The organism is Methyloligella halotolerans, assembly GCF_001708935.1.
Taxonomy (GTDB): Bacteria; Pseudomonadota; Alphaproteobacteria; order Rhizobiales; family Methyloligellaceae; genus Methyloligella; species Methyloligella halotolerans.
Genome location: NZ_MASI01000001.1, coordinates 318,712 through 343,422, shown reverse-complemented (window position 1 = coordinate 343,422; position 24,711 = coordinate 318,712). Strand labels below are relative to the sequence as shown.

Below are 24,711 nucleotides of genomic sequence, written 5' to 3'. Positions count from 1 at the left end.
CGACTGATACCGCGTTTCGGCGCCGTTGGGGAGGAGAGAGCTGCGACAGGCTTAAATGCAATCGGGAGGAGAAACAGGGGTGGTTCAGCTCATCAGGAAGCGCGACACGGCCTGCGCAAAGGCTTCCGCCTTCTCCTCGGCAACGAAGTGACCGCAATTCTTCAGGACCACGCTCGTCACGTCGTCGGCTCGGCCCTCAAGCGAGCGGGCGAGGGTGTCGCCCACGCCGTGACGGCCAGTGATCGCCATAACCGGCATGGTCAAGCGCCGATCCCCGAACGAGGCGACGAGCGCGGCATCTTCCGACAGGGCGCGATAGTAATCGAACCCGGCCGTCATCCTTCCGGGCTTACTGTAGTGAGCCGCATACTCGGTGATGGCCTCTTCTGAGATCGCGCCGTCCCCTCGGGTCCAAAGCGCAATCTGGGCGGCGATGTAGTCCCGCTCGCGTCCCTTGGTCAGCATCTCCGGAATCCCCTCCGCCATATGGAATCCGTAATGCCAAGCGCCCCCATTGAGCGCGTCAGCATTCTCCGTGCCGGGAATCAGACAATCGGCGAGCACGAGCTTGTCGACGGACCCGGGATAGAGATGCGCCATAACGAAAGCAGCCTTGCCACCCATATCGTGGCCGACCACATGGGCCGGTCCCGATCCGAGATGGTCGATCAGGCCTCGGACATCGGCAGCGATCGTCCGCTTATCGTAGCCTTGCTCGGTCAGCTCCGTCAGGCCGCAGCCGCGCAGATCGGGTGCGACGACCGTGAAATCGCTCCCAAGCCGGCGCATCTGCTCGCGCCAGGAGAACCACGTTTCCGGCCAGCCATGCAGCAGCACGACCAACGGTCCCGATCCCATGGTCACGTAATGCATGCGGATGCCATTGATCTGCGCGAAATCGCTCCGCGCACCATGGGGAAGACCGGCAAACCGCTCAACGACCGTCTCGTCCGGGCGTGCCGCGGCTCGGTTTGATTGCGCCGCAGTCCCGCAGGCAACGGCAAGGGAGGCGTGGAGCGAGCCTTGGAGAACGGCCCTGCGGGGAATGGTCATGAAGTCCTCCTGCTTTCGATTGCGCAGGAGGATCGCCAGCCTCGCCCATATCGTCTATGCATGGAATGCTCATAGCAACCATGCCAACAGGTTATAGATGGATCTCACCGCCGCGCTCCGCGCTTTCGTCAGGACGATCGAGACGGGATCGATGACGGCAGCGGCACGGGATTTGAAGCTATCCCAGCCGGCGGTCAGCAAGCTGGTCCGCAATCTCGAGACCCACACACGGACCAAACTGCTGGAACGGAACGGACGGGCCGTCCACCCGACCGAAGCAGGCCGCCGCCTCTACGCCGGCTCCGGCACGGCCCTGGCGACCATCGACGGCACGCTGGAGTCGATCCGGTCCGAGCAGGGCGATATTTCGGGCCCGCTGCGCCTGCATTGTCCGGTCTGCCTTGGCGAGACCTATCTCTGCGGCATCGTCGCGGCGTTCCAGAAGGAGCATCCGAACGTCGCCGTCCAGCTTACCCTGGAAAATCAGCCGCCCGATCTCTTGAAGCAGAACCTGGACGTCGCCTTCCGCATGGGTGAACTCGACGATCAAGGTCTCATCCAGACCAGGATCGGACTCATCACGCGCATTCTGGTGGCATCGCCGGAGTATATCGAGCGCGCCGCGCCGCTGACCGACGTTTCATCGCTACGGGACCACGACACGATCGTCACCGACGCGGTGCTGTCGCCGTCCGGCATCCTGAAGCTGAAGCGCGGCAGGAAATCCGTGGACGTGGCCCTGGATCCGATCCTCAAGACGAACAACGCCCACGTGCTGGTGGAGGCCTTGAGGCGCGGGCAGGGCGTCGGCACGGCGCAAACCCTGCTCGTCTCTGACGATCTGGCGGAAGGACGTCTGGTCCGCGTGCTGCCCGATTACGAGGTCGCCGCCACGCCCCTGCACCTCACCTATCTTCCCACGCGGTACATGCGGCCCGCCGTCCGATCCTTTGCCGATTTCTCGCTTCAGGCGCTGCGCAAGGTGGACGGGATCGTTCAGGGCTGATCGCCGCGCCTAGACCATGGAGCGGACCACACCGCCGTCCACGCGCACCGGCGCGCCGTTGGTGGCCGCCGCGCCCTCACCGCACAGATAGACCACCATGTTGGCGACTTCCTCGGTGGTGGCCATCCGCTTGAGGAGCGACGTGGGCCGGTTCTCTTCGATGAAGTCGCGCTCCACCGCTTCCGGATCGTCGCCGCTGCCGCCCATCTGTTCCAGGAAGGTCTCGACGCCTTCCGACCGGGTCGGACCCGGCAGCACCGAGTTCACCGTCACGCCAGATCCCGGGAAGCTTTCCGCGAAACCGCGGGCAAGCGCCAGATACGCCGCTTTCGTCATGCCGTAATGGACCATCTCCGGCGGAATATGGACGCCGGACTCAGACGAGATGAAGATCACACGGCCCCAACCCTGATCGAGCATATGGGGCATCAGCGCCCGGGTCAGCCGGATGCCGCTCATTACGTTGATGTCGAAGAAGCGCTGCCAATCCGCGTCGTCGATCTCAAGCACCGGCTTCGGCTCAAAGATGCCCGCATTGTTCACCAGGATGTCGACCTGGCCGGCCTTCTTGGCGAGCTCCTCTGCGCCCTCCGCCGTGCCGACATCGGCGGCGATCCCAATCGCCTCGCCTTTGGCTTCGGCATTGAGCTTGGCCACGGCCTCGTCGAGCTTGTCCTGCTTGCGGCCGTTCAGGATGACGATCGCGCCTTCATTGGCCAGCCCCTTGGCGATGGCGTAGCCGATACCTTGAGTGGAGCCCGTCACGAGGGCGCGCTTTCCGGCGAGTTTCAGATCCATGGATGCACCTCCTTGTCAGAGTCCGCATATCGGAACGGACCGGAGAAGGTGAAAGGGGGCGTGCCAGAACCACGCGGCGATGCGTCGGGAAAGCGCTCTGGGATTCAGCTCTTGGCTGCGGCGCGGTCGAAGCCGGCTTCGAGATCGGCCTTGAGGTCGTCCAGATCCTCGAGCCCCGCATGAATGCGCAAGGAGGGCCCCTTGGCGTCCCAGGTTGTCGCCGAACGGTACGCGCGCGGATCGAAGGGCAGGATCAAGCTCTCATAACCGCCCCAGCTATAGCCCATGCCGAACAGCTCCATATCGTCGACCATGGCGGCCAAGGCCTCGCGGGACATGGGCTTGAGCACGACCGAGAACAGGCCCGAGGAGCCGAGGAAATCGCGCTTCCAAAGCTCGTGGCCGGGACAGTCGGGAAGGGCCGGATGCAGCACCCGGTCGACTTCCGGCCGCGCGGCGAACCATTCGGCGAGGGCGAGGGCGCTGGCCTGGTGGCGCTCCAGCCGCACCCCCATGGTGCGCATGCCCCGCAGGCCGAGATAGACGTCTTCCGGCCCTGGACACATGCCGCCTGCATCGTGGATAGCCGACAGGGCCTCGACGGCACGGTCGCCCTTGGCGATCACTGCACCCAGCATGGCGTCCGCGTGGCCCACGATATATTTCGTCGCCGCATGGACCGAGATATCGGCGCCGTGCTCGAACGGCCTGAAGAAGAGCGGGGTCGCCCAGGTGTTGTCGATGGCGACCAGCGCGCCGGCCTTATGGGCCGCCTCCGCGATCGCCGGAAGGTCCTGCACCTCGAAGGTCTGCGAACCGGGCGATTCGGTGAAGACGAGTTTGGTGTTCGGCCGGATCAGCTCGGCGATGCCGCCGCCGATCATGGGATCGAAATAGGTCGTCTCGACCCCGAGGCGCTTCAGCACCTCGTTGCAGTAGCGCCGCGTCGGCTTGTAGATGCTGTCGGTCACCAGAAGATGGTCGCCCGCCTCGACGAAGGCGAGCAGCACCGCGGTGATGGCGGACAGCCCCGACGAGCTCAGCCAGCAGGCATCGCCGCCTTCCAGCTCGGCCAGGGACTCCTCCAGCTCCTTCACCGTGGGCGTGGAGAGGCGCCCGTAGGAGAACTCCTGATCGTCGGCGATCAGGGAGCCGAGGGTCGGGAAAATCACCGTCGACCCGCGATAGGCGGGCGGATTGACAAAGCCCCGATAGAGCGCGGGATCGCGCCCCAGATGCCCGAGCTTGGTCTGGGGTTTCTTTCCGGCGGCCGAGCGCTTGCTCATCTGGCTCGTCTCGCTTTAGCTCGTTTCGATGGGAAGATCCGGATTGGCGCCCCATTCCGTCCAGGAGCCGTCATAGACGGCTGCGCGCCGGTTGCCGATCACGGCCAGCGCGAGGGCGAGAACCGCGGCACTCACGCCCGAGCCGCAGCTCGCAACCACGGGCTTGTGCGCGTCGACGCCGGCGGACCGGAAAGCGGTCTCCAGCTCGTCGCGCGACTTCAGCGTGCCGTCCTCATTCATCAGCGTACGGAAGGGCACGTTGTGCGAACCGGGAATGTGACCGGACCGCAGGCCTTCCCGCGGCTCGGGCTCCGTTCCGGCAAAACGCGCCGGAGACCGCGCATCGACGATCTGCACCGAATTGTCCTTGAGGTGAGCGAGAATGTCGGAAGCCTCGCTCACGAGCTCCATATGGCGCCGCGCCGTGAAATGGCGTGCGGTCCGCAGCGGCGGCGGACCGTCTTCCGTCGCCCGGTCTTCGGCTTTCCATTTCGGCAGGCCACCGTTCAGCACATAGACGTCCTGCACGCCCATGACCCGGAACGTCCACCAGACCCGCGCGGCCCCGAACAGCGATCCCGAATCGTAGACCACGACCCGGGCGCCGTCGCCGATCCCCAGCGCGCGCATCCGCGAGGAGAACTTCTCCGGCGAGGGCAGCATGTGGGGCAGGGGGCTGGACGTATCGGCAATCTCGTCGATGTCGAAGAACACCGCGCCCGGAATATGATCATCGAGATATTCCGCGTAGGCGTTACGTTGCTCCGAAGGCAGGTGCCAGGAGCCGTCCACCACCACGAGGTCCGGCGCGTTGAGCTCGTTCTGGAGCTCTTCCGTTTCGATCAGCCAAGATTTGCTCAAAGTATTCACCTGCAAAATTCCATCAAACAAAGACGTCCGGAACCGCGGCCGGCGCGCCGTCGAGCCACTCCGGCACGGGCAGGCCTTTCTCCCTCAGGAAAGTAGGATTGAACAGCCGACTTTGGTAGCGGGTGCCGTAGTCGCAAAGCACCGTGACAATCGTGTGGCCTGGACCCATCTCCCGGGCTAGGCGGATCGCACCGGCCACGTTGATGCCGCTGGACCCGCCGAGGCAGAGCCCTTCCTCCTTCAGCAAGCCGAAGACGACGGGCAGGGCCTCTGCGTCCGGGACCTGAAAGGCGGTGTCGATCTCGGCGCCTTCCAAGTTCGCGGTGATCCGCCCCTGGCCGATTCCTTCGGTGATCGACGAGCCCTCCGACTTCAGCTCTCCGTGCTCGTAAAAATTATAGAGCGCAGCACCCATGGGGTCGGCGAGGCCGATGGTGACGTTCGGATTCTTCTCTTTCAGTCCCATGGAAACGCCGGCGAGCGTCCCGCCCGTGCCAACGGCGCAGATGAACCCGTCAACCTTGCCGTCGGTCTGATCCCAGATCTCGACGGCCGTCGTTTCGATATGGCCCTGGCGGTTGGCGGTATTGTCGAACTGATTGGCCCAGATCGCACCGTTCGGCTCTGTCTTGGCCAGCGCCTCCGCCAGCCGGCCGGAATATTTCACGTAGTTGTTGTCGTTCTTGTACGGCACCGCCGGCACTTCGATGAGGGTGGCTCCGGACAGCCGGAGCATGTCCTTCTTCTCGTCGGACTGGGTCTCAGGGATCACGATCACCGTCTTCAAGCCGAGCGCATTGCCCACGAGCGAAAGGCCGATTCCGGTGTTGCCGGCGGTCCCTTCGACCACCGTGCCGCCGGGTTTCAGCGTTCCCTTGTTCAGGGCATCGCGAATGATGAAGAGCGCGGCCCGGTCCTTCACCGACTGCCCCGGATTCATGAACTCGGCCTTGCGAGAATCGTGCAACCCGTCTCCTCCGACGCGCGTTTCAGCTTGATCAGCGGCGTGTTGCCGATCGCCTCGATGATCCCGTCCTTGTAATTCAAGAGAACGCTTCCCGCTTGGTGAGTGAAGCGGCAACGTACTTTAGGCCGACCGCTCGCGGCAAGCCGGGGAGGACGAATGCCAACACTCAATTGCCGCGCTTCCTTGCACGACGAGGCAAGGTACGAGCCATGGAACGAACCATGGAACGATGCAGGGAATATTGGATGGCATCCCCCCGAATGCCAGCCGCCCGGGAACCGAAACGGCCGGCGAGCCGTCTTGTCATTCGATAAAGGTCGCGTTCGCTTCGGGCTAGCCGTCGGCTCGAACGCTGTGATATAGCGCGCGTCAGAAACGAGCCGATCCTACTTTGCGGGCGTGGTGAAATTGGTAGACACGCCAGATTTAGGTTCTGGTGGCTTCGGCCGTGGGGGTTCAAGTCCCTCCGCCCGCACCAACCGCAAATCACGAGGCTTCACGAATTTCCGCTTTTCCGCGGCCGTCCGTCCGGACGGCTGTGGATGTCAGCAATAGGTCAGCCAGCATGAATGTCACCGAAACCACGAACGAAGGCCTGCGTCGCGAACTGAAGGTCGTGATCGGCGCCGACGAGCTCGAACAGAAGCTCGAGAAGCGTCTGGAGGAACTGAAGGACAAGGTCCAGCTCAAGGGGTTCCGTCCGGGTCACGTTCCGAAATCGCATCTCCGCAAGGTCTACGGTCGTTCGGTGATGGCCGAGATCGTCCAGCAGGCCGTGACCGAGGCGAGCCAGAAAGCAATCGCCGATCGCGAGGAGCAGCCGGCCTACCAGCCGAAGATCGCGCTGCCCGAGGACGAGACCGAGATCAACAAGATCTTCGAAGGCGATTCCGATCTTGCCTACACCATGTCCTTCGAGGTGATCCCCGATTTCGAGCCCATGGATTTCAAGAAGCTCGAGCTGGAGCGTCCCGTGGCCGAGGTCAGCAAGGCCGATGTCGACGACGCGCTGGACCGCCTGCGCAAGCAGAACGTCAACTACGTCGCCAAGGAGGGCGCCGCCAAAGAGGGCGACCAGGTGACCATCGACTTCGTCGGCAAGAAGGACGGCGAACCGTTCGAAGGGGGCAAGGCCGAAGGCGCGCCCCTCGTGCTCGGCTCGAACCGCTTCATCCCCGGCTTCGAGGAAGGCCTGATCGGCGCCAAGGCCGGCGACGAGAAGAATATCGAGGTGACCTTCCCGGAGGATTATCCGGAGAAGAGCCTCGCCGGCCAGCCGGTCGTCTTCGAGGTTACGGTGAAAGAGGTCGCCGGTCCCGAGGACCCCAAGCTCGACGACGAGTTCGCTAAGGGCCTCGGCCTTGAGTCTCTGGAGAAGCTCCAGGAGATGATGAAGGTCCGCCTGGAAGAGGATCGCAAGAGCGCTTCACGCATGAAGCTCAAGCGTCAGATGCTCGACAAACTGAACGAAGCCCATGACTTCCAGCTCCCCGAGGAGCTGGTGGAGAACGAGTTCAAGGCCATCTGGGATCAGGTGACCCACGACATCGAGCACCATGGAAAGAGCTTCGAAGCCGAAGGCACCACCGAGGAGAAGGCGAAGGAGGAGTATCGCTCCCTCGCCGAACGGCGTGTCCGGCTGGGCCTGCTTCTGTCCGAGGTCGGCAGCAAGAACGAAGTCCAGGTCACCGACGACGAGGTGAACCAGGCGCTGCTGGAACGCATCCGTCAGTTCCCGGGCCAGGAGCGGGAGGTCTACGAGTACTACCGCAACAATCCCCAGGCCCTGAACGAGATCCGCGCGCCCCTCTACGAGGACAAGGTGATCGACTACATCGCCGAGCTCGCCAAGGTGAAGGACAAGAAGGTCTCCGCTGACGAGCTCTACGAAGGCATGGACGGCGGCATGGCACCGCATAGCCATGATCACGATCATGACCACGACCATGATCATGACCACGGTCACGACCACTAGCTGCCGCGATTAAGGAAAGGGCCGCCCCCCTGTTACCCTTGCCGGCTCCTTCCCATATGGTGTAGCCGAACACGTCATAGGGCCGCGCGGCGATTCCCGTTTTCGGGGAGCGTCTCGGGGACCGGCAATCCGAAGCCGGCGTTCCGCCGGACCAATCCGATCATTCAGCGAAGCCAGGACGAACGATGTCAGACCCGATGGAAATCCAGATGAGCACCCTCGTTCCCATGGTGGTCGAGCAGACCAATCGTGGCGAGCGCGCCTACGACATCTACTCGCGCCTGCTGAAGGAGCGGATCATTTTCGTGACCGGGCCGATCGAGGACAACATTGCGTCCCTGATCATCGCTCAGCTTCTTTTCCTCGAGGCGGAGAACCCGAAGAAAGAGATCTCCATGTACATCAACTCGCCCGGCGGCGTGGTGACCTCGGGCATGGCGATCTACGACACGATGCAGTTCATCCGTCCGCCGGTCGCGACCCTGTGCACGGGCCAGGCCGCTTCCATGGGTTCGCTCCTGCTGGCGGCCGGCGAGAAGGGCATGCGTTACGCGCTTCCGAATGCGCGCGTCATGGTGCATCAGCCGTCCGGCGGCTTCCAGGGCACCGCTTCGGATATCGAGCGTCACGCCGAGGACATCGTAAAGATGAAGCGGCGCCTGAACGAGATCTACGTCAAGCACACGGGCCAGGACTACGACACCGTTGAACGGACCCTGGATCGTGACTACTTCATGACGGCAGAGGATGCGAAGGCCTTCGGTCTCATCGACGAGGTGATTCAGAAACGCGAGGTTCTGGAGAAGGCGACCGGCTCCAGCGAGTAGGACGCCACGAACGCCGCCCGCCCGTAGACCGGACCGGGACCGCTTCGACACCCTCCGCCGGCCTAGACGAGCGGCTGAAATTTCCTTTTGAAAGAGGGGCTTGAGCAAGCCCCGGGCGCCCGGCGACAGTCGGAAGCACCCGATTAATCAATCCTTGATCCCTGAAACCTACCATGGTCAGATTGCGGTATGGTGGGGGTCGCCAGATTGATATCCTTCCCCGAAACGGGAACTTTCATGCAAGGATAACAGGCCGAATCATCGCAGGCTGACCGTTTCCGTCTGCAATAGCAGCAGCTAAGAACTGGATAGGCGAATGAGCAAGGTGAGCGGAACCGACTCCAAAAACACTCTCTACTGTTCCTTCTGCGGCAAGAGCCAGCACGAAGTTCGCAAGCTGATCGCTGGCCCGACCGTGTTCATCTGCGACGAGTGCGTCGAGCTCTGCATGGACATCATTCGCGAAGAGAACAAGAGCTCACTCGTTAAGTCGCGTGACGGCGTACCCACGCCGATGGAGATCTGCCAGGTCCTCGACGATTACGTCATCGGCCAGGACTACGCGAAGCGCGTTCTCTCCGTCGCCGTCCACAACCACTACAAGCGGCTCAATCACTCCGGCAAGAACGGGGACGTCGAGCTCGCAAAGTCGAACATCCTGCTGGTCGGCCCGACGGGTTGCGGCAAGACGCTGCTTGCCCAGACGCTGGCCCGCATCCTCGACGTGCCCTTCACCATGGCCGACGCCACGACTCTGACCGAGGCCGGCTATGTCGGTGAGGATGTCGAGAACATCATCCTGAAGCTGCTGCAGGCAGCCGACTACAATGTCGAGCGGGCCCAGCGCGGCATCGTCTATATCGACGAGGTCGATAAGATCAGCCGCAAGGCCGACAACCCGTCCATCACCCGCGACGTGTCGGGCGAGGGCGTGCAGCAGGCGCTTCTGAAGATCATGGAAGGCACGGTCGCTGCCGTTCCGCCCCAAGGCGGCCGCAAGCACCCGCAGCAGGAATTCCTGCAGGTGGACACGACCAACATCCTGTTCATCTGCGGCGGCGCGTTCGCCGGTCTGGAGAAGATCATCTCCGGCCGCGGCCGTTCGACGTCCATCGGCTTCGGCGCCAAGGTCGGCAATGTCGACGAGCGCCGCACGGGCGACATCCTGAAGGAGGTCGAGCCGGAGGATCTGCTGAAGTTCGGTCTGATCCCCGAGTTCATCGGCCGTGTGCCTGTCATCGCGACCCTCGACGATCTCGACGAGGACGCGCTGATCCAGATCCTCACGGAGCCGAAGAACGCTCTGGTCCGCCAGTATCAGCGGCTCTTCGAGATGGAAGACATCCAGCTCTCCTTCGCCGAGGAGGCGCTCCGCACCATCGCCCGTAAGGCGATCGAGCGGAAGACCGGCGCCCGTGGCCTGCGCTCCATCATGGAAGGCATCCTGCTCGACACCATGTTCGAGCTGCCGAGCATGCAGGGCGTCGAGGAAGTCGTGATCAGCCCCGAGGTGGTCGAAGGCAAGGCGCGGCCCTTGCGCATCTACTCCGAGCGCCATGAGGAACTCGGCACCAGCGCCTAAAGGCTTGTGGTTGGTGCCGAATCCCCGCCATCATGGCGAAACTGCGGCCCGGCATCTGTTCTCGTCTGCCGTTCGCTGGCTAAATATATGAGATCGGGGAAGAAACCCCGGTCTCGCGTAGCCTTCGTTCTCCTTGAATTCGTGCCGCGTGGTCGCCATTTACGTCAACCGCGGATGATCCGGCGCGTATCTGCCGATCCGGACCTGGCCCCAGCCGGGTCAGCGTTCGTGGGAACAGATCCTGGGGGAGGATCAAGAAGGGCGAGTGATCAAGCCAACAAGGCACCGCTGGCCACCATCGCAAATGGACTGCCGACAGGATTATTATGACCGATCAAAAAGACACTCCAGACTTCGAGACTGGCGGGCAGGAGATCTTTCCCGTTCTGCCGCTCCGGGACATCGTCGTCTTTCCATACATGATCGTGCCGCTCTTCGTCGGGCGCGAGAAGTCCATCGCGGCTCTCGAAGAGGTCATGCGCGCCGACAAGCAGATTCTGCTGGCCGCCCAGAAGAACGCCAACGATGACGAGCCGAGCGCCGACGGCATTTACCGTGTCGGCACCCTGGCGTCCGTCCTGCAGCTTCTGAAGCTGCCCGACGGCACCGTTAAGGTGCTCGTCGAGGGTACGAAGCGGGCGGAGATCGACTCCTTCACCGACAAGGAAGAGTATTTCGAAGCCAAGATCGGCCTCGTCGACGAGGAGATGGGCACTGAGGACGAGATCGAAGCGCTGGCGCGGTCCGTGATCAGCCAGTTCGAGAGCTATGTGAAGCTCAACAAGAAGATCTCGCCCGAGGTTCTGGCGACGCTGAACCAGATCGAGGATTACTCGAAGCTGGCCGACACCATCGCGTCCCATCTGGCCATCAAGATTTCCGAGAAGCAGCAGGTCCTCGAGATCACGTCGGTCTCCGAGCGGCTGGAGCGCGTCTTCACCCTCATGGAGAGCGAGATCTCCGTCCTCCAGGTGGAGAAGAAGATCAGGAGCCGCGTCAAGCGTCAGATGGAGAAGACACAGCGCGAGTACTACCTGAACGAGCAGATGAAGGCGATCCAGAAGGAGCTCGGGGACGGCGATGAAGGCCGCGACGACCTGGCCGAGCTCGAAGAGAAGATCGAGAAGACCAAGCTTTCCAAGGAAGCTCGCGAGAAGGCCATGGCCGAGCTGAAGAAGCTTCGCCAGATGAGCCCCATGTCGGCCGAGGCCACCGTGGTCCGGAACTATCTCGACTGGCTGCTGTCGATCCCGTGGGGCGTGAAGGGCAAGATCAAGCGCGATCTCGACGATGCCCAGAACGTGCTCGACGAGGATCACTACGGGCTGGCCAAGGTGAAAGACCGGATTGTCGAGTACCTCGCCGTCCAGAACCGCACCAACGCCATGAAGGGGCCGATCCTCTGCCTGGTCGGACCGCCCGGCGTGGGCAAGACCTCGCTCGGCCGCTCCATTGCGAAAGCGACGGGTCGCGAGTTCGTGCGCATGAGCCTGGGTGGCGTCCGTGACGAGGCGGAGATCCGCGGTCACCGGCGGACCTATATCGGCTCCATGCCCGGCAAGGTGATTCAGTCCATGCGGAAGGCGAAGAAGACCAATCCGCTCTTCCTTCTGGACGAAATCGACAAGATGGGCGCGGATTTCCGCGGCGATCCGGCCTCGGCTTTGCTCGAGGTGCTCGATCCTGAGCAGAACAACACCTTCAACGACCATTACCTGGAGGTCGATTACGACCTGTCCAACGTGATGTTCGTGACCACGGCAAACACCCTGAACATCCCGCCGGCCCTCCTGGACCGGATGGAGATCATCAGGCTCGCCGGCTACACCGAGGAAGAGAAGACGCAGATCGCAAGACGCCATCTGCTTCCCGCCCAGATCAAGGCCCACGGTCTGGAAGAGGGCGAGATGAGCCTCGACGACGCCGGTCTGAAGGAGATGATCCGCCGCTACACCCGCGAAGCGGGCGTGCGTAATCTCGAGCGCGAGCTTGCGAAGCTGGCTCGGAAATCCGTCAAGGAGCTCCTGACCAGCGACAAGACCTCGATCGAGATCACCAAGGAGAACCTCGAGGACTATCTCGGCGTGCCGAAATATCGTTACGGCGAGGCGGAGCTTGAGGATCAGGTCGGCGTGGTCACCGGACTTGCCTGGACGGAAGTCGGCGGCGAGATCCTGACCGTCGAAGGCGTCATGATGCCGGGCAAGGGCAAGATGACCGTGACCGGCAACCTGCGCGACGTCATGAAGGAATCGATCCAGGCGGCCAGTGCCTATGTGCGCTCCCGCGCGGTCGAGTTCGGCATCGAGCCGCCGCTCTTCGAGAGGCGGGACATCCACGTCCACGTTCCCGAGGGCGCGACTCCGAAGGACGGTCCGTCCGCCGGTGTGGCGATGGTCACGACGATCATCTCCCTGATGACAGGCATCAAGGTCCGCCGCGATGTCGCCATGACCGGCGAGATCACGTTGCGCGGCCGGGTGCTGCCGATCGGCGGCCTGAAAGAGAAGCTGCTCGCAGCGCTTCGGGCCGGCATCAAGACGGTGATCATTCCGGAGGAGAATGCCAAGGATCTCACGGAAATCCCCGACGAGATCAAGAACAAGCTCGACATCAAGACGGTGTCGCGCATGGACGAGGTCGTGCCTCTGGCCTTGGTGCATCCGCCCCAGCGAATCGAATGGTCGGAGGATAGCGGAGAGAACAAAGAAGTGGTTCCGCCGAAGAACGAGGACCCCTCCACCGGGCTCACCGCGCACTAGCCAAACCGGCAGTTCGAACTCTGCCCCAAAAATGTCGTTTCTCTATGGTCCGGCTCAGCCAATGAGTCGGACCATTTTTGTTGATTTTCCGCCTTTTCTAGGCCAAGTCATACACCACATTGTTTAGAATCGCTTTCGCACCCCGCCGGCCCCGGGTGCGCGGCAGAGGTTTGGGGCCGAACGAAAGGATAGACCATGAACAAGGCTGACCTCGTAGCCGAAGTGGCGAAGGAATCCGATATCTCGAAGGATTCCGCCGAGAAGGCTGTCGACGCCACCTTCAAGACTATCGAGACGGCGCTCAAGAACGGCGACACCGTCCGGATTGTCGGGTTTGGCAATTTCCAGGTCGCCGACCGCAAGGCCTCCACCGGCCGCAATCCGCGCACCGGCGAAGCCGTGGAGATTCCGGCCTCGCGCGTGCCGAAATTTCGCGCCGGCAAGGCTTTGAAGGAAGCCTGCAACAGCTAACTGCTGGCCCAGGCGTCACGCGCCTGGGCGGCTTTCCCCTCTGCTTTGGGGAAGGCGGCATCGGCCTGATTGATGCCCTGCGAATCGTGGGGCTGCTCATTCTTTCGGCCCGATGCCAGGCGAACAGACGGTTCGCATTTTAGAAAAGTTTTCGGCAGCGTTCGTGCGCAGCGTCCATCCGGCATCCGCTCCATGCGTTGCGCGGGTCGGCCTGGTGACGGATATTTGCCGGGGACGGGCGGTTAGCTCAGCTGGTAGAGCGCCACGTTTACACCGTGGATGTCGGGAGTTCGATCCTCTCACCGCCCACCACGCTTCACCTTTAGTGGTTACGCGTGGCGCAAGCTTCGTTCGCATTGCACGCGGGCGAGGGCCCTTTCACGACTTCCCAACCGTCAAACGAACGATAGATGTCGATCAGGGCGTCTGTTCAGTTGACTTGGGGAATCGGAAGCCTTACACGCTGGAAGCCCTCGCTGCCTCGGCACGATCAGGGCATTCCGCGGGGGTGTAGCTCAGTTGGTTAGAGCGCCGGCCTGTCACGCCGGAGGCCGCGGGTTCGAGTCCCGTCACTCCCGCCACTTTCCCCTCACGAAAGAGCTCATAATCCTTATCGCCTGCGACCCCTGGCACCTTGCGTTGGGGGCGGTCGCTGCGCTAACCAGTACCCACGTCTGCGGGCGAGGAAGAGGACGAGCACGGTCGTCGCAAACCTCTAGCTTTGCCTCCGGGAGGCAGACAGGACTTCTCACGCCTTTGCGTCCGTCCCGGGACCTGTGAGGCGGTTTCATGAACGAGCTGCTGCAAGAGTATCTGCCGCTGGTGATTTTCATCGGCATCGCCTTTGCGATCAGCACTGTTCTTTTGGTCGTCCCCTTCTTCATCGCCCCTCAGGATCCCGATCCTGAGAAGGTCTCGGCCTACGAATGCGGCTTTCCCGCCTTCGACGACGCGCGCATGAAGTTCGACGTCCGATTCTACCTCGTGTCCTTGCTCTTCATCATCTTCGACCTCGAGGTCGCCTTCCTGTTTCCATGGGCGGTCGCATTCGACGATGTCGGCATGTTCGGCTTCTGGGCGATGATGGTCTTCCTTGGCATCCTCACGATCGGGTTCATATATGAGTGGGGGAAGGGAGCTCTGGAATGGGATTGACCGAAGATTCGATTCTCGAACAGGCGCAGCCGGAAGGGCGTCCGCGTATTCCGCAGGACCGCTTGCTGCCCCAGGTCTCGCGCTTCGACGAATTCTCCGATCAGCTCGCCGACAAGGGCTTTCTGCTGACCACGGCGGACGACCTCATCAACTGGGCGCGCACCGGCTCGCTCATGTGGATGACCTTCGGCCTGGCCTGTTGCGCGGTGGAGATGATGCAGGCCTCCATGCCCCGCTACGACCTGGAGCGATTCGGCTTTGCACCGCGCGCCAGCCCCCGCCAGTCCGACGTTATGATCGTCGCCGGCACGCTCACCAACAAGATGGCCGCGCCGCTCCGCAAGGTCTACGACCAGATGCCGGAGCCGCGCTACGTGATCTCCATGGGCTCCTGCGCCAATGGCGGCGGCTACTATCACTACTCCTATTCGGTGGTGCGCGGCTGCGACCGCATCGTGCCCGTCGACATCTACGTTCCAGGCTGCCCGCCGACCGCCGAAGCGCTGGTCTATGGCGTGCTGCTCCTCCAGAAGAAGATTAGGCGCACCGGCACCATTCAGCGCTAGCGTCACCTCAGAACTGTAAGCTCAAGCATGGACGACGCCCTGAACGATCTCGGCAAGCATCTCAGCGACAAGCTGGGCGCTGCCATTTCCGGCTATCGGGTCCGCTATGGCGAGCTGACCGTGGATGTAGCCCGCGACGAGATCGTCGAGGTCGCCACCTTTCTGCGTGACGACGACAAGTGCCGCTTCGTCTGCTTCATCGATATCTGCGGCGCCGACTATCCCGAACGGGAGGAGCGTTTCGACGTCGTCTATCATCTGCTCAGCCCGGACCTGAACCATCGGATCCGCCTGAAGGTGACCACCGACGAGACGAAGCCCGTGCCGAGCCTCGTGGACGTCTTTCCCGCGGCCGACTGGTTCGAGCGCGAGACATACGATCTCTACGGCGTCCTGTTCTCCGGCCATCCCGATCTGCGGCGCCTGCTCACCGATTACGGCTTTCAGGGCCACCCGCTCCGGAAGGACTTCCCGCTGACCGGCTTCGTCGAGGTGCGCTACGACGACGAGGCGAAGAAGGTCGTCTACGAGCCCGTGAAGCTCATGCAGGGCTTCCGCAATTTCGACTTCCTGAGCCCGTGGGAGGGCATGGACGAGGCCATCCCCGGCGACGAGAAGGCCGGCGATCCCGAAACGCGGGAGCAGAAGCGGTGAAGCCGACCCTCGTACCCGGACTGACGGCGCAGTTTGCGTACAGGATTCCCGACACGAAGACCGTGCCCAACCTCTATCCCGAGGCGGACGAGTTTCAGGAGATGCCGGAGGTCTTCGCCACGGGGTTCATGGTCGGGCTGATGGAATGGACATGCCTGAAGCTCCTCGCGCCTCATCTCGATGAGGGCGAAGGCAGCCTCGGAACCCATATCAACGTGTCCCACGCCGCAGCGACCCCGCCAGGGCTGACCGTCACCGTCGACGCCGAATGCATCGAAGTGCGCGGCCCCCGTCTCAAATTCCATGTCCGCGCCCATGACGGCGTCGGCATGATCGGGGAAGGGGAGCACGAGCGCTTCGTCGTCACCTGGGAGCGGTTCGACCGCGGGATGCAGAAAAAGCTACAAGCCGTGCGGGAAGCGCAATCCGAAGAGGCCGGCGCATGAGCACCGAGAACTTGAGCTCCGACAACATGACCAGCGACAGCGATCTGGAGAATCAGGACGCCGAGATCCTGAAGGAGAACACCGAAGACCGGAAGTTCACCATCAATTTCGGCCCTCAGCACCCGGCCGCCCATGGCGTGTTGCGCCTGGTCCTGGAGCTCGACGGCGAGGTGGTGGAGCGCGTCGATCCTCATATCGGGCTGCTCCATCGCGGCACCGAGAAGCTGATCGAGTACAAGACCTACCTCCAGGCGCTGCCCTATTTTGACCGGCTCGACTATGTCGCGCCCATGAATCAGGAGCATGCCTATTGCCTGGCCGTAGAGCGCCTGGTCGGCGTCGAGGTGCCGAAGCGCGCCCAACTCATCCGGGTGCTCTATTCGGAGATCGGCCGGCTCCTGTCCCATCTGCTCAACGTCACCACGCAAGCCATGGATGTCGGCGCGCTGACTCCGCCGCTCTGGGGCTTCGAGGAGCGCGAGAAGCTCATGGTCTTTTATGAGCGCGCCTCCGGTAGCCGCATGCATGCGGCCTATTTCCGGCCCGGCGGCGTGCACCAGGACCTGCCGCCGAAGCTCGTCGACGACATCTACGCCTTCTGCGATCCGTTCCTGAAGGTGCTCGACGACATCGAAGGGCTGCTGACCGACAACCGCATCTTCAAGCAGCGGAATGTCGATATCGGCATCGTCGATCTGGCCGACGCCTGGGCCTGGGGCTTTTCCGGCGTGATGGTGCGCGGCTCGGGCGCGCGTGGGACCTGCGCAAGTCCCAGCCTACGAGTGCTACGAGGAGATGGAATTCGACATCCCCATCGGCAAGAACGGCGACTGCTACGACCGCTATCTGATCCGCATGGAGGAGATGCGACAATCTGTCCGTATCATGAAACAGGCCTGTGAAAAGCTTACAACCGAGCCTGGCGACGTGCTGGTGGAGAACCACAAGATGGTGCCGCCGCGCCGGGATGAGATGAAGCAGTCGATGGAAGCCCTGATCCATCACTTCAAGCTTTACACCGAAGGCTATCACGTGCCGGCCGGCGAGGTTTATGCCGCGGTTGAGGCTCCCAAAGGGGAATTCGGCGTGTATTTGGTCGCCGACGACACCAACAAGCCGTATCGCTGCAAACTTCGCGCACCGGGCTTCGCCCATCTCCAGGCCATGGATTTCCTGTCGAAGGGCCACATGCTGGCGGATGTATCGGCGATTTTGGGTTCCATCGATATCGTGTTCGGCGAGGTCGATCGGTAGCGAGCCGGGTTGCATATCGCGCGGTTGCGGCCCTTGATTCACAGGGCTCAACAGGCAAGATGCGACCGAGAGAGATGAGATTCTGGTGAGAGGTCCGAAGCGGCCTCCGCCGACCGTTTTCGGGAGCGTTTCAGCGTTGGCGATTCCCCTCTTGGGGCGGGTCCTCTGGGAAGGACTGACGGGCCGGCGCAGGACGCCCCTTCAATACGCGTTTGCAGACTCTAGCGCCTGCAGGCGAACCACAAGAAGACAGCCGCATGAGCGTCCGACGCCTTGCAGATGAGCAGCCTGAGGCTTTCGCTTTCACGCCGGAAAACCTCGTTTGGGCAAAAACCACGCTCGAAAAATATCCCGAAGGCAAGCAGGCCTCCGGCGTGATCCCGCTGCTGTGGCGCGCCCAGGAGCAGATGGGCGGCTGGCTGCCCGAGCCGGCCCTGCGCTACGTCGCCGACATGCTGGATATGGCCTATATCCGCGTCTACGAAGTCGCGACCTTCTACACCATGTTCAATCTGGCGCCGGTGGGCCGCTACTACGTGCAGCTTTGCGGCACGACGCCATGCTGGCTGCGCGGCTCCGACGAGCTGAAGCAGACCTGCCGGGAGATGATCGGCGAGCCCGGCCACGTCACCGAAGACGGTCTGTTCTCCTGGATCGAGGTGGAATGCCTGGGCGCGTGCTCCAATGCGCCCATGGTCCAGATCAACAAGGATTATTACGAGGATCTCGACGGCGAGAAGCTCGCCTGGATCCTGAACGAGCTGAAGGCGGGCAGGGAGGTGATCCCTGGTCCCCAGAACGGCCGCCAGACCTCGGCGCCGGCGAGCGGTCCGACGAGCCTGACCAGCGACGAGCTTTACGAAATGTCGGAGGAGTCCGGCGCGGTCAATCCACCGCTCCAGGACGACGAGGCGAAGGAACCGACCGAGGCGGCCGACCGGCGCGCGGCGGACGTGCCGAAAGCGCCGGTGAAGAACGGTCAAGGGAAGAAGGTCGCCGGGGAAGGCGAAGAGGCCGCCAAAGCCGAGAAGCGAGACAATTCCAACGGGAAGGATGAGTCCTAATGCTCGCCGATAAGGACCGCATCTTCACCAATCTCTACGGTCTCCACGATTGGGGGCTGAAGGGCGCGATGGCCCGGGGCGCCTGGGACGGCACCAAGGACATCTTGGCGCGTGGCCACGAAGAGGTGATCGAGGAGGTGAAGGCGTCGGGCCTGCGCGGCCGCGGCGGCGCCGGCTTCCCGACCGGGCTCAAATGGTCCTTCATGCCGAAGGAATCCGACGGTCGGCCGAACTATCTCGTGATCAACGCCGACGAATCCGAACCCGGCACCTGCAAGGACCGGGAGATCATGCGCCACGATCCGCATCTGTTGATCGAGGGCGCCATGTTCGCCTCCTTCGCCATGCGGGCGCACACTTGCTACATCTACATCCGCGGCGAGTTCATCCGCGAGCGCGAGCGGCTCCAGGCGGCCATCGACCAGGCCTACGAGGCCAAGCTCATCGGCCCCGGCAACAAGAACGGCTGGGATTTCGATCTCTATCTGCATCACGGCGCCGGCGCCTATATCTGCGGCGAGGAGACCGCGCTGCTCGAAAGCCTCGAGGGCAAAAAGGGCATGCCGCGCCTGAAGCCGCCGTTCCCGGCCAATGTCGGCCTCTACGGCGCGCCGACCACGGTCAACAACGTCGAATCCATCGCCGCCGTACCCGACATCATGCGGCGCGGCGCGGCATGGTTCGCCGGTCTCGGCAAGCCCAACAACACAGGCACCAAGCTCTTCGCCATCTCAGGCCACGTGAACGAGCCCTGCGTGGTGGAAGAAGAGATGGGCATTCCCCTGCGCGAGCTGTTGGACAAGCATTGCGGCGGCGTGCGCGGCGGCTGGGACAATCTCCTGACGGTGATCCCCGGGGGCTCGTCCGTACCTTGCCTGCCGGCCGATCAGTGCAACGATCTCGATATGGATTTCGATACGCTGAAGGATCTGCAGACGGGCCTGGGCACCGCGGCCGTGATCGTCATGGACAAGTCCACCGACATCGTCCGCGCGATCGCGCGGATCTCCTACTTCTACAAGCACGAATCCTGCGGTCAGTGCACGCCCTGCCGGGAAGGCACCGGCTGGATGTGGCGCGTGCTGGAGCGTATGGCCGAAGGCAAGGCGGAGAAGCGCGAGATCGACATGCTGTTCGACGTGTCCAAGCAGGTCGAAGGCCACACGATCTGTGCGCTCGGCGACGCGGCGGCTTGGCCGGTCCAGGGCCTCATCCGAAATTTTCGTCACGTGATCGAAGAGCGGATCGATCAATACGCGGCCAAACCCATTCCGGCCTCCGTGCCGGTGGCAGCGGAGTAGGGCGATGCCTAAGCTGATCATCAACGACGCCGAGGTCGAGGTGCCCGACGGCATCACCCTGATCCAGGCCTGCGAGCTGGCCGGCGTCGAGATACCGCGCTTCTGCTACCACGAGCGTCTGTCCATTGCCGGCAATTGCCGCATGTGCCTCGTTCAGGTCGAAGGCATGCCGAAGCCGGTTGCATCCTGCGCCATGGGCGTCAGCGATCTGCGTCCGGGCCGCGACGGCACTCCGCCGACCATCTACACCGACAACGAGATGGTGAAGAAGGCGCGTGAAGGCGTGATGGAGTTCCTGCTGGTGAACCACCCGCTGGATTGCCCCATCTGCGATCAGGGCGGCGAATGCGATCTCCAGGACCAGGCCATGGCCTACGGGTTCGATGGCGGCCGGTTTGCCGACAACAAGCGCGCCGTGGAGAACAAATATCTCGGGCCGCTGATCGGCACCTATATGAACCGGTGCATCCACTGCACCCGCTGTGTGCGCTTCATGACCGAGGTGGCCGGCGTCGAGGAGCTCGGCGCCATCGGGCGCGGCGAGGATATGGAGATCACCACCTATCTGGAGCAGGGCATGATGTCGGAGCTTTCCGGCAATGTCGTCGATCTCTGCCCCGTCGGTGCGCTGACTTCAAAGCCCTATGCCTTCGTCTCGCGCCCCTGGGAGCTGTCCAAGGTGGATTCCGTCGACGTGATGGATGCGGTCGGCTCCGCCATCCGCGTCGATTCCCGCGACCGCGAGGTCCTGCGCATCCTGCCTAGGCCGTTCGATGCGGTGAACGAGGAATGGATCACCGACAAGACCCGTCATGTTTGGGATGGCCTGCGGACCCAGCGTCTCGACCGCCCCTATATCCGCGAGAACGGCAAGCTGCGCCCGGCGACTTGGGACGAGGCGTTCGGCGTCATTGCCGAAAAGCTGGACGGTCTCGACGGCAAGCGCTTCGCGGCCATCGCCGGCGATCTTGCCGCTCTGGAAGAGACCTATGCCCTGAAGCAGCTCTCCGACGCGCTGAGTTCGCCCAACACCGATTGCCGCCAGGACGGCGCCAAGCTCGATCCGACACTTGGCCGCGCCAGCTATCTCTTCAATTCGGGCATCGCCGGTATCGACGAGGCGGACGCGATCCTGCTGGTGGGCACCAATCCGCGCCTGGAAGCGGCGATCCTCAACGCCCGTATCCGCAAGCGCTACCGCGCCGATCCTCACAGCTTGACCGTCGGCGTGATCGGCGAGGAGAGCGATCTCCACTATCCTTATGAGTATCTCGGCGCCGGGCCCGATACCCTCAGCCAGATCGCCGACGGCTCCCACGAATTTCTGAAGAGCATCGAAGGGGCGAAGCGTCCCATGGTGATCGTGGGGCAGGGCGCGCTGGCCCGGAAAGACGGCGCCGGCGTTCTCGCAATGGCCGCCAAGGCAGCCCAGGCCATGGGCGCGCTGACCAAGGAATGGAACGGCTTCAACGTCCTCCACACCGCGGCTTCCCGCACCGGCGCGCTGGATCTCGGCTTCGTGCCCGGCAAGGGCGGCAAGGATGTCGACGGTATCCTCAACGCTGCCGAGAAGGGCGACATGGATGTCGTCTATCTGCTCGGCGCCGACGAGCTGGAGGTCGACCGCCTCGGCAAGGCCTTCGTGATCTATCAGGGCAGTCATGGAGACCGGGGCGCCCATCGTGCCGACGTCATCCTGCCGGGCGCCGCCTATACCGAGAAGGACGCCCTCTACGTGAACACCGAAGGCCGGCCCCAGAGCGGTGCCCGCGCCATCTTCCCGCCCGGCGAGGCCCGCGAGGACTGGAAGATCGTCCGCGCGCTGTCGGAGCGACTCGGCAAGACGCTGCCTTATGACAGCCTGGCCCAGCTTCGGTCCCGGATGTTCGCCGACAATCCGCATCTCGCGCTGATCGGCACCATTTCGCCGGCGGAAACCGCCGTCCTCGCAAATCTGGCGAAGACGGACGGCAAGGTCTCCAAGGGCGGCTTCAAGAGCCCCATCGCCGACTTCTACCTGACCAATCCCATTGCCCGCGCTTCCGCCATCATGGCCCAGCTGAGCGCGATGCATGCGGAAGCCGAAGAAGGAGCGACCGGCACCGATGGTTGAGCTCTGGAACGACTATGGCTGGCCGCTTTTCCTGATCGTGGCGCAGAGCGTCGCGATGATCGTCGTGCTCTTGGTGATCATCGCCTTCCTGCTCTATGCCGACCGGAAGGTGTGGGCGGCCGTCCAGATGCGTCGCGGGCCCAATGTCGTGGGCCCGTTCGGGCTCTGGCAGTCCTTCGCCGACCTGTTCAAGTTCGTCTTCAAGGAGCCGATCATTCCGGCCGCTCCAACAAGCTGCTCTTCCTGCTCGCGCCGCTCGTTACCGCCGGCCTCGCCCTATCGGCCTGGGCAGTGATTCCCGTGGCGGAGAACTGGGAGGTCGCCGATCTCAATATCGGCATCCTCTTCATCTTCGCCGTGGCGTCCCTCGAGGTCTATGGCGTGGTCATCGCGGGCTGGGCATCGAATTCCAAATACGCCTTCCTCTCGGCCCTGCGCTCGGCCGCTCAGATGGTTTCCTACGAGGTCTCCATCGGCTTCGTCATCGTGACCGTGCTGCTTTGCGCCGGCTCCCTGAACCTCTCGGAGATCGTGCTCTCCCAGGACTCGGCCTATGGCGCGCTTGGCTGGTACTGGCTGCCGCTCTTCCCGATGTTCGTGATCTTCTTCATCTCGTCCCTCGCCGAGACCAACCGGCCGCCCTTCGACCTCCTCGAGGCCGAATCTGAGCTCGTCGCCGGCTTCATGGTGGAGTATTCCTCCACCCCGTATCTGCTCTTCATGCTGGGCGAATACGTCGCCATCGTCATGCTGTCCGGCCTCGGCACGGTGCTTTTCCTCGGCGGATGGCTGTCGCCGATCCCCTTCGCCCCCTTCACCTGGGTGCCGGGGGTGGTATGGTTCCTGCTGAAGGTCTGCTTCCTGTTTTTCATGGTTGCCATGGTCAAGGCGATGGTCCCGCGCTATCGCTACGACCAGCTCATGCGGCTCGGCTGGAAGGTCTTCCTGCCGCTCTCCCTGGCCATGGTCGTCATCGTGGCCGGCGTTCTGAAATTCATGGGGAGCGGAGCATGAGGTCTGCAAGCGAAAGAGACCCCACATGAAACAGCTCATGCAATCGGCCAAGGCGCTGCTTCTGCTGGAGTTCGTGTCCGCGTTCTGGCTGGCGATGAAATACTTCGTCTCGCCGAAGCCGACCCTGAACTATCCGTTCGAAAAGGGACCGCTTTCGCCGCGCTTCCGGGGCGAGCATGCTCTGCGCCGCTATCCGAACGGCGAGGAGCGCTGCATCGCGTGCAAGCTTTGCGAAGCGATCTGCCCCGCGCAAGCCATCACCATCGAGGCGGGACCGCGCCGCAACGACGGCACTAGGCGCACCACCCGCTACGACATCGACATGGTGAAATGCATTTATTGCGGCTTCTGCCAGGAGGCATGCCCGGTGGAGGCGATCGTCGAGGGCCCGAATTTCGAGTTCGCCACCGAGACGCGCGAGGAACTCTACTACGACAAGGCCCGGCTGCTCGCCAATGGCGACCGCTGGGAGCGCGAGATCGCGCAGAACATTTCGCTGGACGCGCCGTACCGGTAGCCCGCAAGGCTTGCCACGGGGCGCGATGAGGATTTTGGGGGATCGAGTGCAGGCTTCTGACAAGACAAGCCTCGGACAAGAGGCGGCGGGAAGCTGCAAGGGAATAAGCGTCAGATTATGATCGCGAGCCTCTTCTTCTATCTGTTTGCGGCCGTTCTGGTCGGCTCCGGATTCATGGTGATCGCCAGCAAGAATCCGGTGCACGCCGTGCTGTTCCTGATCCTCGCCTTCTTCAATGCGGCGGGCCTCTTCGTGCTGCTCGGCGCTGAGTTCCTGGGAATGATGCTCATCGTCGTCTATGTCGGCGCGGTGATGGTCCTCTTCCTCTTCGTGGTCATGATGCTGGACGTCGACTTCGCCGAGCTGCGCGCCGGTTTCCTGCGCTACATGCCCATTGGCGCCACCGTCGGCATCATCGTGCTGCTGGAACTCGTCTTCGTGCTGACGGCCCTCTTCACCGCGCCCGACACCATCGCCGGCGCCCCCGACGCCGGCGTGAACAACACCCGGGCCCTGGGGCAGGTGCTCTACACCGACTATGTCTACCTGTTCGAGGCGGCCTCTCTGATCCTGTTGGTCGCCATGATCGGCGCCATCGTGCTGACCCTGCATCATCGGGTGAACGTCCGCCGTCAGGTGCCGTCCGTTCAGGTCGCGCGCGATCCCAAGACCGCCATCGAGGTGGTCAGCGTGCCGTCGAGAAAGGGGCTGTCCAAATGACCATCGGCCTCTCCCACTATCTCACCGTGGCAGCGATCCTCTTCACGCTCGGGATCTTCGGCATCTTCCTGAACCGGAAGAACATCATCGTCATTCTGATGTCCATCGAGCTCATCCTGCTGGCGGTGAACATCAATCTCGTGGCGTTCTCCGCCTTCCAGGGCAACCTGATCGGCCAGGTCTTCGCGCTCATCGTGCTGACCGTGGCGGCGGCGGAGGCGGCCATCGGCCTCGCCATCCTGGTGGTCTATTTCCGCAACCGCGGCACTATCGACGTGGCCAGCGTCAACGTGATGAAGGGGTAGGGGGC

General features: G+C 62.9%; 20 protein-coding genes, 3 tRNA genes and 3 pseudogenes. 21 read left to right on the top strand and 5 right to left on the bottom strand.

The window, feature by feature from the left end; genetic code table 11:
- Nucleotides 1-84: 84 nt before the first annotated feature.
- Nucleotides 85-1,053 carry an alpha/beta fold hydrolase gene (locus A7A08_RS01725; protein WP_083226352.1) on the bottom strand — a complete coding sequence of 323 codons (969 nt, stop codon included), beginning with the start codon at nt 1,051-1,053 and terminating at the stop codon, nt 85-87.
- A gap of 97 nt (nt 1,054-1,150) precedes the next feature.
- Here A7A08_RS01725 and A7A08_RS01720 point away from each other — a divergent pair, with 97 nt between their 5' ends.
- Nucleotides 1,151-2,059, top strand: coding sequence for a LysR family transcriptional regulator (locus tag A7A08_RS01720; protein ID WP_069093816.1), 909 nt, complete (start codon nt 1,151-1,153; stop codon nt 2,057-2,059).
- 9 nt (nt 2,060-2,068) lie between these two features.
- On the opposite strand, the gene A7A08_RS01715 is transcribed toward A7A08_RS01720, so the two are convergent.
- The 4 genes and pseudogenes from A7A08_RS01715 to A7A08_RS01700 all read right to left on the bottom strand — a co-directional run bounded on the left by A7A08_RS01715 (nt 2,069) and on the right by A7A08_RS01700 (nt 6,060).
- The gene (locus A7A08_RS01715) at nt 2,069-2,857 is read right to left on the bottom strand and encodes an SDR family NAD(P)-dependent oxidoreductase (protein ID WP_069093815.1); all 789 of its coding nucleotides are present in this window, start codon (nt 2,855-2,857) and stop codon (nt 2,069-2,071) included.
- Between the two features lie 104 nt (nt 2,858-2,961).
- Nucleotides 2,962-4,143, bottom strand: coding sequence for a cystathionine beta-lyase (gene metC / locus A7A08_RS01710; protein WP_069093814.1), 1,182 nt, complete (start codon nt 4,141-4,143; stop codon nt 2,962-2,964).
- A 15-nt stretch (nt 4,144-4,158) separates the two neighbouring features.
- Entirely contained in the window at nt 4,159-5,013 is an 855-nt protein-coding gene (gene sseA, locus A7A08_RS01705) for a 3-mercaptopyruvate sulfurtransferase (RefSeq protein WP_141693794.1), read from the bottom strand.
- Nucleotides 5,014-5,026: 13 nt separating this feature from the next.
- A pseudogene (locus A7A08_RS01700) lies at nt 5,027-6,060 on the bottom strand (cysteine synthase A).
- Between the two features lie 313 nt (nt 6,061-6,373).
- Between A7A08_RS01700 and A7A08_RS01695 the strand changes: the two are divergent.
- From A7A08_RS01695 to nuoK, 20 genes and pseudogenes are all read left to right on the top strand, one after another.
- Nucleotides 6,374-6,458: transfer RNA gene (locus A7A08_RS01695), tRNA-Leu, on the top strand.
- An 87-nt stretch (nt 6,459-6,545) separates the two neighbouring features.
- A complete protein-coding gene (gene tig, locus A7A08_RS01690; RefSeq protein ID WP_069093813.1) occupies nt 6,546-7,955 on the top strand; it encodes a trigger factor in 1,410 nt (469 codons plus the stop codon).
- A gap of 185 nt (nt 7,956-8,140) precedes the next feature.
- The gene (gene clpP, locus A7A08_RS01685; RefSeq protein ID WP_069093812.1) at nt 8,141-8,782 is read left to right on the top strand and encodes an ATP-dependent Clp endopeptidase proteolytic subunit ClpP; all 642 of its coding nucleotides are present in this window, start codon (nt 8,141-8,143) and stop codon (nt 8,780-8,782) included.
- 316 nt (nt 8,783-9,098) lie between these two features.
- Nucleotides 9,099-10,364 carry an ATP-dependent Clp protease ATP-binding subunit ClpX gene (gene clpX / locus A7A08_RS01680; protein WP_069093811.1) on the top strand — a complete coding sequence of 422 codons (1,266 nt, stop codon included), beginning with the start codon at nt 9,099-9,101 and terminating at the stop codon, nt 10,362-10,364.
- A 326-nt stretch (nt 10,365-10,690) separates the two neighbouring features.
- Nucleotides 10,691-13,126, top strand: a complete 2,436-nt coding sequence (gene lon, locus A7A08_RS01675; protein ID WP_069093810.1) for an endopeptidase La — start codon at nt 10,691-10,693, stop codon at nt 13,124-13,126.
- A 195-nt stretch (nt 13,127-13,321) separates the two neighbouring features.
- Entirely contained in the window at nt 13,322-13,597 is a 276-nt protein-coding gene (locus tag A7A08_RS01670) for an HU family DNA-binding protein (RefSeq protein WP_069093809.1), read from the top strand.
- 236 nt (nt 13,598-13,833) lie between these two features.
- Nucleotides 13,834-13,909, top strand: a tRNA-Val gene (locus A7A08_RS01665).
- Nucleotides 13,910-14,101: 192 nt separating this feature from the next.
- A tRNA-Asp gene (locus tag A7A08_RS01660) sits at nt 14,102-14,178 on the top strand.
- Nucleotides 14,179-14,386: 208 nt separating this feature from the next.
- Complete coding sequence (locus A7A08_RS01655) at nt 14,387-14,752, top strand: NADH-quinone oxidoreductase subunit A (RefSeq protein ID WP_069093808.1); 366 nt, start codon at nt 14,387-14,389, stop codon at nt 14,750-14,752.
- Entirely contained in the window at nt 14,743-15,318 is a 576-nt protein-coding gene (locus tag A7A08_RS01650; protein ID WP_083226351.1) for a NuoB/complex I 20 kDa subunit family protein, read from the top strand. Before A7A08_RS01655 ends, A7A08_RS01650 begins: the two co-directional genes overlap by 10 nt.
- A 27-nt stretch (nt 15,319-15,345) precedes the next feature.
- Nucleotides 15,346-15,972, top strand: coding sequence for an NADH-quinone oxidoreductase subunit C (locus tag A7A08_RS01645; RefSeq protein WP_069093807.1), 627 nt, complete (start codon nt 15,346-15,348; stop codon nt 15,970-15,972).
- Nucleotides 15,969-16,418, top strand: coding sequence for a thioesterase family protein (locus A7A08_RS01640; protein ID WP_069093806.1), 450 nt, complete (start codon nt 15,969-15,971; stop codon nt 16,416-16,418). The genes A7A08_RS01645 and A7A08_RS01640 overlap by 4 nt, the downstream gene beginning before the upstream one ends.
- Nucleotides 16,419-16,444: 26 nt before the next feature.
- Nucleotides 16,445-17,672 (top strand): annotated as a pseudogene (locus A7A08_RS17065) (NADH-quinone oxidoreductase subunit D).
- Between the two features lie 257 nt (nt 17,673-17,929).
- Nucleotides 17,930-18,736, top strand: coding sequence for an NADH-quinone oxidoreductase subunit NuoE (gene nuoE, locus A7A08_RS01630; RefSeq protein ID WP_069093805.1), 807 nt, complete (start codon nt 17,930-17,932; stop codon nt 18,734-18,736).
- Nucleotides 18,736-20,037, top strand: a complete 1,302-nt coding sequence (nuoF, locus tag A7A08_RS01625) for an NADH-quinone oxidoreductase subunit NuoF (RefSeq protein ID WP_069093804.1) — start codon at nt 18,736-18,738, stop codon at nt 20,035-20,037. Before nuoE ends, nuoF begins: the two co-directional genes overlap by 1 nt.
- A 4-nt stretch (nt 20,038-20,041) precedes the next feature.
- On the top strand, nt 20,042-22,150 hold the full coding sequence (nuoG, locus tag A7A08_RS01620; RefSeq protein WP_069093803.1) for an NADH-quinone oxidoreductase subunit NuoG: 2,109 nt from the start codon (nt 20,042-20,044) through the stop codon (nt 22,148-22,150).
- A pseudogene (gene nuoH, locus A7A08_RS01615) lies at nt 22,143-23,164 on the top strand (NADH-quinone oxidoreductase subunit NuoH). The gene nuoG and the pseudogene nuoH overlap by 8 nt, the downstream one beginning before the upstream one ends.
- Before the next feature lie 25 nt (nt 23,165-23,189).
- Nucleotides 23,190-23,681 (top strand): NADH-quinone oxidoreductase subunit NuoI, encoded by a 492-nt coding sequence (gene nuoI, locus A7A08_RS01610; protein ID WP_069093802.1) that lies wholly within the window; start codon nt 23,190-23,192, stop codon nt 23,679-23,681.
- 117 nt (nt 23,682-23,798) lie between these two features.
- Nucleotides 23,799-24,401: an NADH-quinone oxidoreductase subunit J gene (locus tag A7A08_RS01605; protein WP_425348978.1), complete on the top strand. Its 603-nt coding sequence runs from the start codon at nt 23,799-23,801 to the stop codon at nt 24,399-24,401.
- Nucleotides 24,398-24,706, top strand: a complete 309-nt coding sequence (gene nuoK, locus A7A08_RS01600; protein WP_069093800.1) for an NADH-quinone oxidoreductase subunit NuoK — start codon at nt 24,398-24,400, stop codon at nt 24,704-24,706. The genes A7A08_RS01605 and nuoK overlap by 4 nt, the downstream gene beginning before the upstream one ends.
- Nucleotides 24,707-24,711: the final 5 nt, after the last annotated feature.

Coding starts and splice junctions, on each gene's coding strand:
- A7A08_RS01605 (WP_425348978.1), top strand. CDS start 23,799: ATGATCGCGAGCCTCTTCTTCTATCTGTTTGCGGCCGTTCTGGTCGGC.
- nuoI (WP_069093802.1), top strand. CDS start 23,190: ATGAAACAGCTCATGCAATCGGCCAAGGCGCTGCTTCTGCTGGAGTTC.
- metC (WP_069093814.1), bottom strand. CDS start 4,143: ATGAGCAAGCGCTCGGCCGCCGGAAAGAAACCCCAGACCAAGCTCGGG.
- nuoE (WP_069093805.1), top strand. CDS start 17,930: ATGAGCGTCCGACGCCTTGCAGATGAGCAGCCTGAGGCTTTCGCTTTC.
- A7A08_RS01725 (WP_083226352.1), bottom strand. CDS start 1,053: ATGACCATTCCCCGCAGGGCCGTTCTCCAAGGCTCGCTCCACGCCTCC.
- nuoG (WP_069093803.1), top strand. CDS start 20,042: ATGCCTAAGCTGATCATCAACGACGCCGAGGTCGAGGTGCCCGACGGC.
- nuoF (WP_069093804.1), top strand. CDS start 18,736: ATGCTCGCCGATAAGGACCGCATCTTCACCAATCTCTACGGTCTCCAC.
- clpP (WP_069093812.1), top strand. CDS start 8,141: ATGTCAGACCCGATGGAAATCCAGATGAGCACCCTCGTTCCCATGGTG.
- clpX (WP_069093811.1), top strand. CDS start 9,099: ATGAGCAAGGTGAGCGGAACCGACTCCAAAAACACTCTCTACTGTTCC.
- lon (WP_069093810.1), top strand. CDS start 10,691: ATGACCGATCAAAAAGACACTCCAGACTTCGAGACTGGCGGGCAGGAG.
- A7A08_RS01715 (WP_069093815.1), bottom strand. CDS start 2,857: ATGGATCTGAAACTCGCCGGAAAGCGCGCCCTCGTGACGGGCTCCACT.
- nuoK (WP_069093800.1), top strand. CDS start 24,398: ATGACCATCGGCCTCTCCCACTATCTCACCGTGGCAGCGATCCTCTTC.
- A7A08_RS01720 (WP_069093816.1), top strand. CDS start 1,151: ATGGATCTCACCGCCGCGCTCCGCGCTTTCGTCAGGACGATCGAGACG.
- A7A08_RS01645 (WP_069093807.1), top strand. CDS start 15,346: ATGGACGACGCCCTGAACGATCTCGGCAAGCATCTCAGCGACAAGCTG.
- A7A08_RS01655 (WP_069093808.1), top strand. CDS start 14,387: ATGAACGAGCTGCTGCAAGAGTATCTGCCGCTGGTGATTTTCATCGGC.
- tig (WP_069093813.1), top strand. CDS start 6,546: ATGAATGTCACCGAAACCACGAACGAAGGCCTGCGTCGCGAACTGAAG.
- A7A08_RS01650 (WP_083226351.1), top strand. CDS start 14,743: ATGGGATTGACCGAAGATTCGATTCTCGAACAGGCGCAGCCGGAAGGG.
- A7A08_RS01670 (WP_069093809.1), top strand. CDS start 13,322: ATGAACAAGGCTGACCTCGTAGCCGAAGTGGCGAAGGAATCCGATATC.